Here is a 13,241-nt window from a genome sequence, read left to right as displayed (position 1 = left end):
GCCATGGCTTCCGGGCCCGTCTTCCGTCCACCGTCCGGGCCCTTCGGGGCCCGCGATCACATCGAGGAATCACACATGGACTCGTCGCCGGGATCCACCCCGTACAGCGCCCCCACCGGGTGTCCGATGCGCGGGGAGCGGCAGACGTCGCTCTACGGGCCGGAGTTCGCGTCCGATCCGCACCGCGTGTACGACGCGTTCCGGGCGCACGGACTCGCCGCTCCGATCGAGCTGGCTCCCGGCGTGGAGGCCACCCTGGTCGTGCAGCACGAGGCCGCGCTCCGGGTGCTGCAGAATCCGTCCTTCTTCGCCCGTGACGCGAGGCGCTGGGGCGCGCTGCGGGAGGGCCGCGTACCGCTGGACAGCCCGGTGCTGCCCATGATGGCGTACCGGCCCAACTGCCTGTTCACGGACGGCACCGAGCATCTGCGGCTGCGCAAGGCGGTCACCGAGAGCCTCGGCCGTCTCAACACCACCCGGCTCAGCCGGGACGTGGAGCGGATCGCCGACTACCTCATCGACCAGTTCATCGAGCGCGGCAGCGCGGACCTGCTCGGCGACTACGCCAAGCTGCTGCCGCTCCTGCTGTTCAACCAGCTCTTCGGCTGCCCCGGTGACATCGGCGACCGGCTGACCCGCAGCATGTCCGCGATCTTCGACGGCGAGGACGTACTCCGGGCCAACGACGATCTGACCGAGTGTCTGATGGAGCTCGTCGCGCTCAAGCGGCGGCAGCCCGGCGAGGACATCACCTCCTGGCTCATCCAGCACCCGGCGGGGCTGCGGGACGAGGAGCTCAAGGACCAGCTCGTCATGCTGATGGGCGCGGGCGTCGAGCCGGAGCGCAATCTGATCGCCAACGCGCTGCTGCTCATGCTCTCCAGCGACACCGGGATCGCGCAGCGGCGGGGTACCGGGATGCTGGTCGAGGACGCCCTCGACGACGTGCTGTGGAACAACCCGCCGATCGCCAACTACGCGACGCACTACCCGGTCCAGGACATCGACCTGGGCGGTGTGACGCTGAAGGCGAACACCCCGGTACTGATCAGTTTCGCCGCCGCGAACAGCGACCCCGCGCTCACCGACGCCCGCCAGACCTTGAGCAAGGGCGCCCATCTGGCCTGGGGCGCGGGCCCGCACGTCTGCCCGGCGAAGTCTCCCGCGCAGCTCATCGCCCTCACCGCGATCGAGAAGATCCTCAACACGGTGCCCGACCTCACCCTCGCGGTGTCGCCCTCCGCGGTCGAGTGGCGTCCGGGTCCCTTCCACCGGGCCCTGGTGTCACTGCCCGTGGTCTTCAGCGCCGCCCCGGCGCGCCGGACCACGGCATCGGCGGCGCAGTCGCCCGTTCCGTCCCGGAATGCCGTCCCGAACGAGACGCCGGCCGCGCACTACGACCACGCGGAGCCGCAGAAGAAGACGAAGGGCTGGTGGAGCTCCTTCCTGGACGTGTTCCGGGTGTGAGGAACGTCTACCTGGACGTGGCGTACGGCTTGTACGCATAAGACGGGCTTTCTTACGCGTAACAGCTGTGACAGGAGAGGAAGTTGAGGCGCGAGCAGCAAACAACAAGGGGCTGAAGCAGGGTTTCTCTGTGATACGGGCAACAACAATCCACGCATGGCTGGCATATGCGGAGGGGTAGGTTCTGCCGGTAACCATGAGCCCAGGTCAAGGAACTCTGCGTGAGCGCAATATGTGGCACAGACAGGCCCCCCGTCGACCGCCGTGCCCTCATCTCCCTCCTGAGACGTCTCAAATCGCCGGAGGGGCAGGCTGATCCCTACCCCTTGCTGGCGGATCTGAGATCCATGGGCGATGTCGTACGCGCTCCCTGGGACGCGTACTTCGTCACGGGCTTCGACGCGTGCAGCGAGGTGCTGCGCGGCCGCAACTGGCTGGCGCCCGACTTCGCCTGGCAGGAACGCCAGGCGGACACCGAGCGCTGGGAGGCCGTCGCCACGCAGGAGATGACCAAGACCCTCTCCCGTCTCAACGCACCCGAGCACACCTGTCAGCGCCGCAGCCTCGGCAACCTCTTCGACCGATCGACCATCACGCGGCTGACCCCGCTCGTCGAGGAGCACGTCACCCGGCTCCTCGACGAGCTGGCCGACAAACTGCGCTGGGGTGAGACCGACTTCGTCAGCACGGTCAGCGAGCAGCTCCCGATCAGCACCATCGGCTCCTGGCTGGGGATACCGCCCGAGGACTACGCCCACATCCTGGAGATCACCCACAACCAGGTGCACGCCCAGGAGCTGCTGCCCACCAAGAGCCAGCTCGCCGTGTCCGCCGAGGCGACCGTCCAGCTGCGCGCCTACTTCACCGACCTGGTGGAGCAGCGCCGGGCCAACCCCGGCAACGATGTCCTGACCGGCTGGATCCACACCTGGGACGCCCAGGAACCCGACCGCGAGGCGGCGGACGAGATCCTCTACCGGCTCACCATGTTCGTCACCATCGCCTCGCTGGAGACCACCGCCACGCTGCTGTCGGCCATGGTGGAGCTGCTCCTGAAGGAGCCCGGCAGGTGGGCGTGGCTCGGGGAGAACCCCGGATACATCGACGCCGCCGTCGACGAGGTCCTGCGGTACGACCCGCCGATCCACATCAACACCCGGATCGCGGCGGACGACACCGTGCTGGCGGGCGTCCCGATCGCCAAGGACAGCATGGTCCACGTCATGTACGGGGCCGCCAATCACGACCCCCGGCGCAACGAGGACCCGGACGCCTTCGACGTCCGGCGCTCCGGAACGCATCTGACCTTCGGGGGCGGGGTGCACTACTGCCTGGGCGCGGCCCTCGCCCGCCTGGAGGCACGCACGCTCCTGACGCAACTGCTGAAACGCTTCCCCACCCTGCGCGCCGTCGCGCCGGCCGATTACGCGTCCCGGCTGGTCTTCAGACGGGTCACCTCGCTGAGCGTGGCGATATGAAGCTCTCGCTCTCGCAGTATCTGACCCCGAACCGGCGGCCGGGCACGGTGCGCACCGAACGCGAGGGCGCCGTCCTCCGCGTGGAGCTGGACTCCCCCGCCACCGGCAACGCGGTCACCGAGGCGATGCTGGACGATCTGCTGATGGTCCTGGCCGTACCGGACCCCGACGTCCGGGTGCTGGTGCTCAGCGGGGCCGGCGACGACTTCTGCCTGGGCGGCGACCGGAACGAGTTCGCCGACTGGCTCGACGACGACCCCACCGGGCGGGGCATCCGGATCGCCGGTGACAAGGCCCGCCGGGTCTGCGAGGCGATCTCCACCAATCACGCCGTCACCATCGCCCGGATCCAGGGCAAGGCGATCGGCGCGGGCCTCGCGCTGGCCCTCGCCTGCGATCTGCGCGTGGGCGCCGACACCGCCGGCTTCCGGCTGCCGGAGCTGGCGCTCGGACTGCCCACCGCCTGGGGCGGCGTACTGCCCCGGCTCATCCATGAGGTCGGCGCCGCCCGCGCCCGTGAACTCATCCTCACCGGACGCGCCTTCGACGCCGCCGAGGCGCACGAGCTGTCGATCCTCCAGCGCATCGTGCCCGAGAGCGACCTGGACGCGGCGGTCACCGCCTGGACCAAGCCCATCGTGCGCCGCCCCGAGGCCGCCCTGCGCGTCACGAAGGCGCTGCTCAACTCCTACGCCGCCCCCACCCGGCTGGCCGACCCGTCGGTACTGGACGCGGAACTCATGGCCACCGTCGCGGCGGCGACCCGGCGGCGGTAGGGGCGACGGTGCCCATCGGCCTGCCGGTCGGGGCCGGGGCGGGGCGGGGTAGTACTTCCCCTTGGTGTCCCGTCCCGGAGCCGTTCCGACAATGACGCCCGCAAGGCGCCTTCGCAGCCGGGCGCGTAGGCCATGCGGTGCCGGCTGCCCTTTCCAGGTTGAGTCTGCGGGCGGGGTGCTTGATGAGCTGTGGCTCGCAGTTTTGGTCCGGTCAGGTCGGCACTCTTTTTGTCCAGCTTTAGTCTGCGAATTCCCTAGGCGCTGGGGTCCGTGTCCGTGATCAGTCGAACCAGACCACGAGTCGCACGTGCTCTGGTCCGTGCAACTCGGCCAGCGTCCGCATCACGTCCCAGACCGGCGCCCAATGGGTCCCTGCCCCGGCGACGGTACTTCGGCTGAGCGTGCCGGACCGATCGGTCTCGCCCCAGTCGGCGGCTGCCAGTTCGGCCCAGCTGATCCAGGTCGTTCCGTGCGCGTCCTGTGCGCCCCACATGTTGAACGCGTCCCGCAGTCCGTCGGAGGCGTCCACCGGCAGACCGCGGCCTTCGGCCAGCGGCCGGAACCCGAAGGAGTTGCGGACGCCGAAGAGGCAGGCGAAGGCGTCGTATGCGTTCCCGGTGTTGAGGAGGAAGAGGTCAATGGCGGGGTGCCATACCGCGTCCTCGTCGTCCTCTCCCCAGATCCGGGCCAAGGGCCTGCACTCGATCATTCCGCTCGCGTCGGTGGACATGTCTGCAGTCTGCCGAGGGCGGACACGGCTCGTCGCCTCGATTTCGTAACGCCCATGAGAGGGGTGCCCTGCCACCCCGCCGGCGGCACCAGTCCCGCAAGGTCACCTCGGGCCTCGCGAGATCCCTCGCAAGGTCTTGCGCGCCGTCGCCGACGACATCAAGCAGATGCCGGGTGAGGCCGGCTGAGGTCGGAAGGTGGGTGAGACCCCAGTGACAGCAGGATGCTGTTGTGCGAAGGTCAAGTCACCTATGCGTACGGGGGGTTGGCATGGCCATAACTTTTGGATTGCCGATAGTGCTCTTATGGCTGGTCCTCGGGTTACTCCCGGTGCGCAATCCCTCGGCGCGGCGGCTGTGGATCGGGATCTACATCGGCATTTCCGTGCTCGCCCTGCTGATCGCGTACCTCTACTGCCAGGACCATGCGCCGGACCCCTGGTCCGAGTCGTCCGACGGGGAGGCTCAGTACTGGCCGCTGATGATCGCGGCCGTCGTCGTGGGGCCGGGGCTGCTGGCGGCGATAGTTCGGCTGGTGGCGTCCCGTCCCGATCCGACGCCGGAGCCGCCCGCCGTGATCTACGCGCAGCCGCAGTACGGGCAGCAGCACCCGCCTCAGCAGCACCAGCCCCCGCAGTACCCGTATCCGGCCCCGTACGACCCGCACCAGCCGCACCAGCCGCACCAGCCGCACCAGCCGCACCAGTATCCGCCGCCGACCTACCAGCCGCCGCCCCACCTGCCGTCGGCCGACCAGCCGGCGCCCAATCCGCCGCCGCAGAGCCCGCCGGCCGCGCCTCCCGCCCCGCCGAGCTCACCGCCCACGGTGTGAAGTCCTGGATTCTCCGGCACAAGGCCCTCACCGCCTGGACGGTAGTGGTCCTGGTTGCCATGGGAGGCTGCCTCGCCGGGTTCGCCGAGCGGCCCGAGCGGATCGATCGCACGCAGATCGCCGGCACATGGACCGGCGACGGTGGCGCACGGGTGGAGCTGCACGCGGACGGCAGGTTCGAGATGTCCGGCATTCCCCGCAGCTCCATAACCTCCAGCTTCATCGATCCGCCCGCCGGGCGACGGGAGGGTGTCCGGCAGCGGGACCTGGAAGCCCGAAGGGGACAGCGACAGCGTGGACAGCATCCTGCTGTCCATTGATGCCGGCGGGTCGTTCTCCGAGGCAACAGAGACCGAGGCGCCGGGTGTGGCACGAAGTGGTGAGAACCCGGTGCTCTACTTCGCCACCGATGTCGACAAGTGGTACGGGTACGAGATCCACAAGGTCGACCAGTAGGGCTTGGCAGCGGGCGCGGTCAGGCCTCAGCCGGTAGAGCCGTCGGTGTGCCGTTGATTCCGGCGATGCGTTCGCGCCAGGGGATGGGCTCGGGTTCGGTGGGGGCGGCGGCGCGGCAGCAGGAGGGGCATTCGGATTCGCCGAACAGGGGGCGGAAGACGTGTGACTCGCCGGGGCCTGCGCATTCGACGAGTTCTCGGAGGGGTGGGCGTTCGTGGGGCTGGTGCTGGACCGGAGGTTCGGGGAGCTTCTGGATGAGGCGGTGGCGCAGGAAGCCGACGGCCGAGCGGACGCCTTCTTGCGGGCGTTCGGCGAGCAGGGCGTGGCGGAGGTCGGATTCGCTCAGGCCGCGTTCGAACCACTTGACGGCCTCTACGGCTAATGCGTGGGCCTCGCTTACGCCCAGGTGGAGTTCGCGGCGGGAGTGGCGCAGGGAGAGCAGGACCCGTTCCGCTCGCGTGAGTTGGGCGGGATCGGCCGTGGTGGTCTGCGGGGTCGGTGTGGGCGTGGGACCTGTCGCGGACTCAGGTTCGGAGGGTGGGTGGGGAGTTGTCTTATCACTGTGGTCTTCTACCGGTTTATAGCCACCGGCCGCCCGAGGGGTCGGCTCGCCGACCGTCGGGAACCGCGTACTCGGCGGCGGGCCCGTGGGGGCGGAGGCGGGGGCGGTCTCTCGCAGGAGGAGTCGCGCCTGCTCACTCGTCAGGGGGTTGTTCACGACGAGTTGCTCGGTCAGCCAGCGGCCTCCCTCACTCTGGCTCCGCCACTCGTGCACGTAGCCGTGCTCGACGAGCTGCCCCTTCGCCTTCTGGTACGCGCGGCCCTTGATGCCCAGTTTGCGGGCGAGTTCGCTCAACGGCTTGCAGATGGCATCGCCCGGGAGGCCCTGGATGTAGAGGAGCAGGATCTTCGCGTCACTGTTCAGACGCGGATGGCGTACGACATCGTTCGATGCCTTCGTATAGCGCGCGGACGGCGCGATAGCATGACGCAACATTTCCGGTGGCCTCGCAGCTCCACTGGTTGTGTAGGCCCTCGGATTGGTGTTGTCGCACCGCCGGGGGCCGCCCTATGCGCACGGGTACACACAGAGCGTGATGACTTGGTCACCGTAGCGTACGTCCCCCATCTCCCGCCACGCGAACGGGACTTCGCACGATCAGGCGGGCCGAAGCGAGCCGTGCCGGTCGTTCGGCGACGGTACGTGCACCATTCGGGAAGAACGTCAGCCACCGCCGCGCGGCAGGCACAGCGCTCTCGGGGCGTCCTTATGCCCGGGGCGTCCAATCGTTCGCGAGGAGGCCAAGGATGGCCTCGTCCGCGTATGCGCCGTACACCCAGGCGGAGTGCCGCAGCGTTCCCTCTCGCGTGAACCCCGCCCTGGTTGCCGCTGCGATCATCGGGGCGTTGTCCGTGAGGGTCTCGATCTGCAGACGCTGCAGTCCACGTACGGTGAATCCGTATGCGCACAGCGCCTGCACGACGTCGACGCCGAGCCCGCGGCCACGGAATGCGGGTCGCAGGGAGATCCCGATGTGGGCCGTCCTGTTGTGCGTGTCGATGCCCCACAACAGGGCCTCGCCGGCCAGCTCCTGCGACTCCAGCTCCACTACGGAGAAGCAGGCCGCCTCGTCCGACGGCGCAGCCACTGCGTAGGGCGACTGCCCCGAGCCCGGCGGGATGGGTCGCCACGGGCGGGAGTCGGCGCGTGACCGCGTGGCCACATCGTCGTACAGCTCGGACTGGAGAACTGGGACATCGCTCTCGTGCCGGGCACGTAGCCCGATCTTTTCGCCATGTATCACGGAGCATTGCTATCCGAGGGGAACCAGCCGATCAACCGCTTTTGCCCCGGCGGTTCCACGCGGGTGGCGGTCGTGCGAGCCCAAGGAGGACGAGCGGACGTTCCGGGTCGCGGGCGTTCCGGGGCGCGGACGTTCCTGGGCGATGCGGGCGATGCGGCCCGCGCAGTCGATCTCACGGCGGAGGGCGGCACTCCGGCCGTCCTGTCCAAGGGGTACGGCGGACCCGCCGCGTACTGCAGCGGCCGTACGTACGACTCCATGCAGGGCGACGACGACGATGACGCCCACGTTCACGAAGGATTGAGGCATTCCTCCGGCCCCGCCGTGCCCCGGCGCGGCCCAGGCACGGCCGGAGCGCGGCACCGCGCCGCGACCCATTGCCCGATCCAGAGAGACTGGAGCGCCTCTTCGTGGCTACCTTCCTTTACCGGCTAGGCCGCTTTTCCTTCCGGAGACGCCGGCTCGTCGCCCTGCTCTGGGTGGTGGTCCTGGCCGCCTGCGCGTTCGCCGCGGCCAAGGCGCCGGCCGCCCCCGAGGACGGGTTCTCGATGCCCGGGACGGAGTCGCAGAAGGCCTTCGACCTGCTGGACCAGCGCTTCCCGGGCAGCAGCTCGGACGGCGCCGACGCCCGGATCGTCTTCGTCGCGCCCGAGGGCCAGAAGGTCACGGCGAACGCGAACAAGGCGGCCATCGAGAAGATCGTCGCGGACGTGGCGGGCGGCGACCAGGTCAAAGGCGCCCTCGACCCGTTCAAGATGGCCGGGGCCGTGAGCAAGGACGGCACGACCGCGTACTCCACCATCAGCTACGACGTACAGAGCGTCGATCTCACCGACGCCACCACCGAGGCGCTCCAGGACGCCACGAAGCACGGGCGGGACGCCGGGCTGACCGTGGAGCTCGGGGGTTCGGCCCTGGTGCCGGAGGCCGAGCTCGGCGGCACGACGGAACTCGTCGGCGTCGCCGCGGCCGCGGTCGTCCTGCTCATCACCTTCGGGTCGCTCGCCGCGGCGGGCCTCCCGCTGCTCACCGCGATCGTCGGCATCGGCGTGGGCGTGGCCTCGATCGTCGCGGTCGGAATGTCCACGACCACCACCACGCTCGCCCTGATGCTGGGGCTCGCGGTCGGCATCGACTACGCCCTGTTCATCGTCTCGCGCTACCGGACCGAACGCGCGGAGGGCCACGACGCGGAGGCGGCCGTGGCACGGGCCGTGGGCACGGCGGGCTCCGCCGTCGTCTTCGCCGGCCTCACCGTGGTCATCGCCCTCGCGGGCCTGTCCGTGGTCGGCATTCCCGTCCTCACGAAGATGGGCCTCGCCGCGGCGAGCACCGTCGTGATCGCCGTCCTGGTCGCGATGACCCTGTTGCCCGCACTGCTCGGCTTCTTCCGGCAGGCCGTCCTGCCGCGCACCGCGCGCAGGGCCCGGGGCGGACAGCGTGCCAAGACGGCCACGAACGGCAAGCCCAACATGGGCACCCGCTGGGCCCGCTTCGTGATCCGGCGCCCGCTCGCCGTCCTGGTGCTCTCCGTGCTCGGCCTCGGGCTGATCTCCGTACCCGCGCTCGATCTCCAGCTCGGCATGCCGGGCGACGAGTCGCAGCCCACCTCGACCACCCAGCGCCGCGCCTACGACGCCCTGGCCGACGGCTTCGGTCCCGGCTTCAACGGGCCGCTCACCGTCGTCGTCGACGCGAAGGCCTCGAAGGACCCGAAGGCCGCCGCGGCACGGGCCGCGAAGGCGCTCTCCACCACCGAAGGCGTCGTGGCCGTGACGCCCGCCGCCTTCAACGAGGCCGGGGACACCGCGGTGCTCACCGCCGTACCCTCCACGGGGCCCAGCTCCGAGGCCACCACGGAGCTCGTCCGCACCATCCGTGACGAGGCCCACGGCCTGGAGTCCCGGACCGGCGCGAAGATGCTCGTCACGGGCGCGACCGCGGTGAACATCGACGTGTCGCAGAAGGTCACCGACGCGCTGCTGCCCTACCTCGCACTCGTCGTCGGCCTGGCCTTCCTGCTCCTGATGGTCGTCTTCCGCTCGCTGCTGGTCCCGCTCAAGGCGGCGCTCGGCTTCCTGCTGTCGGTGGCCGCGGCCTTCGGCACGATCGTCGCGGTCTTCCAGTGGGGCTGGCTCGCCGACGCCCTCGGCGTCGAGCAGACCGGGCCGGTGATGAGCATGATGCCGATCTTCCTGATCGGCGTGGTCTTCGGTCTGGCCATGGACTACGAGGTCTTCCTCGTGACCCGGATGCGGGAGGCGTACGTCCACGGGGAGCGGCCCGGCGAGGCGGTCGTCACCGGGTTCCGGCACAGTGCGCGGGTCGTCGGCGCCGCGGCGGTCATCATGATCGCGGTGTTCGCCGGGTTCATCGGGATGAGCGAGTCGATGATCAAGATGATGGGCGTCGGTCTCGCCTCGGCCGTCTTCTTCGACGCGTTCGTCGTCCGGATGACGATCGTCCCGGCCGTGCTCGCCCTGCTCGGCGACCGGGCGTGGTGGCTGCCGAAGTGGCTGGCGAAGGTCGTGCCCCAGGTGGATGTCGAGGGCGAGAAGCTGAACCACGCCGGACCGGCGGCGCTGCGGCCCGAGGCGGAGCCCGATCCCGTCCGCGTGTGAGGTGAGGTGAGGCGGTACGGGAGCAGCGGGGGTACGGGGCCGCTCGTCGGGCAGCACGGCGGGCGGTCCCGGACGCCCAGCGCGGGATGGACCAGGCAGGTCGACGACGATGGTCGGACGGACCCGAGGAGGAGAGAGCGCATGTTCACCGGCTGGCGGCAGTGGGCCTCGCGCCACCCGCGGACCGTCGATGTGGTGGTGGCGGTGCTGCTGTGGACCTTCGCGGTCTTCTCCAGCACCCTGACCAACGCCCGGATCGTCCGCGCCCCCACGCTCGCCTTCTCGCTGGCGGCCGCGGTGCCCCCGGTCGTTCTGCTGCTGGGCCACCGCAGGTATCCGCGCACGATGGTGGTGGTGACCACGGCGCTCGGCGGCGCCCTGGGCCTCATGGGCGCCGCCATCGGCTTCGACCCCAGCCCGAGTGTCGTGGGCGCCGCCCTGGTCGCCCTCTATCTGCTGGCCCTGCGTACGGACCACCGCACGGCCACGGTGTACACGGCCGGGGCGGCCGTCGCCCTGCTGATCGCCTCCACCGCCTGGGGCGGGGTGGCGCTGCTCCGGCCCGACCAGGTCGGTCTCGTCTCCTGCGTGCTGCTGGCGGGCGCGGTCGGTGAGTCGGTACGCAGCCGGCGCGATCATCTGACGGCCGTGGAGGCACGGGCCGAACTTGCGGAGCTCACCCGTGAGGAGGAGGCGCGGCAGCGGGTGGGCGAGGAGCGGACCCGGATCGCCCGCGAGCTCCACGACATCGTCGCGCACCACATCGCCCTGGCCCACGCGCAGGCGGCCACCGCCGCGTACCTGCTGCGCAGCAAGCCCGACCAGGCGCAGAACATGCTCGACCAGCTGGCCGGCACCACGTCCTCCGCACTGCGCGAACTCAAGGCGACCGTGGGGCTGCTGCGCCGCGAGGGCGACCCGGAGACACCGCTGGAGCCCACTCCCGGGCTGGCCCGGCTGCCGGAGCTGATCGCCTCGTTCGAGCACACGGGTCTCGTCGTGTCGGTGTCCGTGGAGGGCGAGGCGCGACCGCTGCCGCCGGGGGCGGACCTGACCGCGTACCGGATCGTGCAGGAGGCGCTGACCAACGTCACCAAGCACTCGGGCGGCGCGACGGCCTCGGTCCGGCTCGGCTACTCGCGCCGGCTGCTCACGCTCACCGTCTCCGACGACGGGCACGCGCCGCCGACGACGGGCACGCCGGGCTACGGTCTCATCGGCATGCGCGAACGGGCCCTGTCCGCGGGCGGCCGGCTGGCCGCCGGGCACCGGGCGGACGGAGGCTTCGAGGTGACCACGGAGCTTCCCCTGGAGACAACGGAACCCGGACTTCAAGGGGACGACGACGAGGAGAGGACGGCGCGGTGACCATCCGAATACTGCTGGCCGATGACCAGGCGCTGCTGGCCGGAACCTTCCGGCTGCTGATCGAGTCGAACGACGACATGGAGGTCGTCGGTGTCGCGGCGGACGGCCGGGAGGCGGTGGAGAAGGCCCGTGCCACCGTGCCGGACGTGGTCGTGATGGACATCCGCATGCCGGGCATGGACGGGCTGGCGGCCACCGAGGAGATCTGCCGCGACGAGGCGCTGCGGGAGACCCGCATCCTCATCCTCACCACGTTCGAGATCGACGAGTACGTGGCCACCGCCCTGCGCGCGGGCGCGAGCGGCTTCCTCGGCAAGGACGTCGGCCCCGAGGAGCTCCTGGACGCCATCCGGACGGTGGCCTCGGGCGACACGCTCCTGTCGCCCACCGCCACCCGGGCCCTCATCACCCGCTACCTCGCCCGCCCGGAGGGCGGTGTCGCCGCGCCCGAGGCCCTGGACGTCCTGACCGCCCGCGAGCGCGAGGTCATGGCTCAGGCCGCCGAGGGCCTGTCGAACGACGAGATCGCCGAGCGGATGCACGTCAGCCCGCTGACCGTGCGCACGCACGTCGGGCGGGCGATGACGAAGCTGGGCGCCCGGCACCGGGCCCAGCTGGTCGCCATGGCCTACCAGTCGGGCCTGGTGCGGGTGGACCTGCCGCAGGGCCGGGGCACACCCGGACGCCCCTGAACGAACAAACGTACGAATGTGGCGCATGTCCCGGACCCGCCGCTCCCAGCGCGCGGGGAGGCGGTCGGCTGGCTAGCGTGAAAAACCGGACCACCCACCGAGCGCGAGGGAGTCAGGGCCATGGCTGTACAACCGGAGGGCACACCGTGCTGGGCCGACGCGATGTTCGCCGACCTGGACGGAGCGAAGAGCTTCTACGGTGATGTGCTGGGCTGGACGTTCGGCGAGTCCTCGTCCGAGTTCGGCGACTACACGCAGGCGTACGCCGACGGCAAGGCGGTCGCCGCGGTGGTGCCCCCGATGCCCGGCCAGGAGGGCCCGTCCGCCTGGTGCCTGTACCTGGCCTCACCGGACGCGGAGGCCACCGCCGCGAAGATCCGGGACAACGGCGGCGAGACGCTGATGGACCCCATGCAGGTCGGCGAGTTCGGCACGATGCTGCTGGCCCGCGACCCCAGTGGCGTGGCCTTCGGTGTGTGGCAGGCGGGCACCCACGAGGGCTTCGAGGCGCAGGGTGTGCCCGGTGCGTTCTGCTGGGCCGAGGTCTTCACCCGGGAGCCCGAGAAGTCCGACGCCTTCTTCCCCGCCGTCTTCCCGTACACGATGGTGAAGATGGCGGACGAGCACGTCGACTTCAGGATGTTCAACCTCGGCGACAAGACCGTCATGGGGCGGATGAAGATGGGCGACGAGTTCCCGCCCGACGTCCCGCCGTACCTGAACGTGTACTTCACCGTCGCCGACTGCGACGCGGCGGTGGCCAAGGCCACCGAGCGCGGCGCCATTCTGCGGTTCGGCCCGATGACCATGCCGTTCGGCCGGTTCGCCGCGCTGACGGACCCGCAGGGCGCGGCGTTCTCCGTCATCGACGTGAACACGACCGAGGGCGAGGTGCCCAGGACGTCGCCGGTCTCCTGAACCACTCCGTCCCGTACGGCGGCCGACCGCGACCGCCCGAGTTGCGGGGCCGCCGCGCATGAGGTTGTTTCGGTAGTAGGGATGCCGGTGGGGCTCGCAC

12 protein-coding genes are annotated in these 13,241 nt (G+C 70.4%); 9 read left to right on the top strand and 3 right to left on the bottom strand.

Features of this window, described 5'->3' with window-relative positions:
• Positions 1 to 75: 75 nt before the first annotated feature.
• From OG611_RS08775 to OG611_RS08765, 3 genes are all read left to right on the top strand, one after another.
• Complete coding sequence (locus tag OG611_RS08775; protein WP_266417207.1) at positions 76 to 1,467, top strand: cytochrome P450; 1,392 nt, start codon at positions 76 to 78, stop codon at positions 1,465 to 1,467.
• 347 nt (positions 1,468 to 1,814) lie between these two features.
• Positions 1,815 to 2,945 carry a cytochrome P450 gene (locus OG611_RS08770; protein ID WP_266417205.1) on the top strand — a complete coding sequence of 377 codons (1,131 nt, stop codon included), beginning with the start codon at positions 1,815 to 1,817 and terminating at the stop codon, positions 2,943 to 2,945.
• Entirely contained in the window at positions 2,942 to 3,721 is a 780-nt protein-coding gene (locus OG611_RS08765) for an enoyl-CoA hydratase/isomerase family protein (RefSeq protein ID WP_266417203.1), read from the top strand. Before OG611_RS08770 ends, OG611_RS08765 begins: the two co-directional genes overlap by 4 nt.
• A 280-nt stretch (positions 3,722 to 4,001) precedes the next feature.
• Here the strand turns inward: OG611_RS08765 and OG611_RS08760 are convergent, their stop codons facing one another.
• Positions 4,002 to 4,451 carry a hypothetical protein gene (locus OG611_RS08760; RefSeq protein ID WP_266417201.1) on the bottom strand — a complete coding sequence of 150 codons (450 nt, stop codon included), beginning with the start codon at positions 4,449 to 4,451 and terminating at the stop codon, positions 4,002 to 4,004.
• Between the two features lie 329 nt (positions 4,452 to 4,780).
• Here OG611_RS08760 and OG611_RS08755 point away from each other — a divergent pair, with 329 nt between their 5' ends.
• Both OG611_RS08755 and OG611_RS08750 read left to right on the top strand, forming a co-directional pair.
• On the top strand, positions 4,781 to 5,281 hold the full coding sequence (locus OG611_RS08755) for a hypothetical protein (RefSeq protein ID WP_266417199.1): 501 nt from the start codon (positions 4,781 to 4,783) through the stop codon (positions 5,279 to 5,281).
• Between the two features lie 294 nt (positions 5,282 to 5,575).
• Positions 5,576 to 5,737 (top strand): hypothetical protein, encoded by a 162-nt coding sequence (locus OG611_RS08750; protein ID WP_266417197.1) that lies wholly within the window; start codon positions 5,576 to 5,578, stop codon positions 5,735 to 5,737.
• A gap of 19 nt (positions 5,738 to 5,756) precedes the next feature.
• On the opposite strand, the gene OG611_RS08745 is transcribed toward OG611_RS08750, so the two are convergent.
• Positions 5,757 to 6,734 carry a hypothetical protein gene (locus tag OG611_RS08745; protein ID WP_266417195.1) on the bottom strand — a complete coding sequence of 326 codons (978 nt, stop codon included), beginning with the start codon at positions 6,732 to 6,734 and terminating at the stop codon, positions 5,757 to 5,759.
• A 271-nt stretch (positions 6,735 to 7,005) separates the two neighbouring features.
• Positions 7,006 to 7,542: a GNAT family N-acetyltransferase gene (locus OG611_RS08740; RefSeq protein ID WP_266417192.1), complete on the bottom strand. Its 537-nt coding sequence runs from the start codon at positions 7,540 to 7,542 to the stop codon at positions 7,006 to 7,008.
• Positions 7,543 to 7,952: 410 nt separating this feature from the next.
• On the opposite strand from OG611_RS08740, the gene OG611_RS08735 reads away from it, so the two are divergent.
• From OG611_RS08735 to OG611_RS08720, 4 genes are all read left to right on the top strand, one after another.
• On the top strand, positions 7,953 to 10,163 hold the full coding sequence (locus tag OG611_RS08735; RefSeq protein ID WP_266417189.1) for an MMPL family transporter: 2,211 nt from the start codon (positions 7,953 to 7,955) through the stop codon (positions 10,161 to 10,163).
• 141 nt (positions 10,164 to 10,304) lie between these two features.
• A complete protein-coding gene (locus tag OG611_RS08730) occupies positions 10,305 to 11,531 on the top strand; it encodes a sensor histidine kinase (RefSeq protein ID WP_266417187.1) in 1,227 nt (408 codons plus the stop codon).
• Positions 11,528 to 12,223: a response regulator transcription factor gene (locus OG611_RS08725; RefSeq protein WP_266417186.1), complete on the top strand. Its 696-nt coding sequence runs from the start codon at positions 11,528 to 11,530 to the stop codon at positions 12,221 to 12,223. Before OG611_RS08730 ends, OG611_RS08725 begins: the two co-directional genes overlap by 4 nt.
• A gap of 120 nt (positions 12,224 to 12,343) precedes the next feature.
• Positions 12,344 to 13,141, top strand: a complete 798-nt coding sequence (locus OG611_RS08720) for a VOC family protein (protein WP_266417184.1) — start codon at positions 12,344 to 12,346, stop codon at positions 13,139 to 13,141.
• The last annotated feature ends 100 nt before the right edge of the window (positions 13,142 to 13,241 follow it).

Source organism: Streptomyces sp. NBC_01363, from assembly GCF_026340595.1.
Classification (GTDB): domain Bacteria; phylum Actinomycetota; class Actinomycetes; order Streptomycetales; family Streptomycetaceae; genus Streptomyces.
The sequence above is the reverse complement of the archived record's forward strand: the minus strand, read 5'-3'. Positions and strand labels throughout refer to the sequence as shown.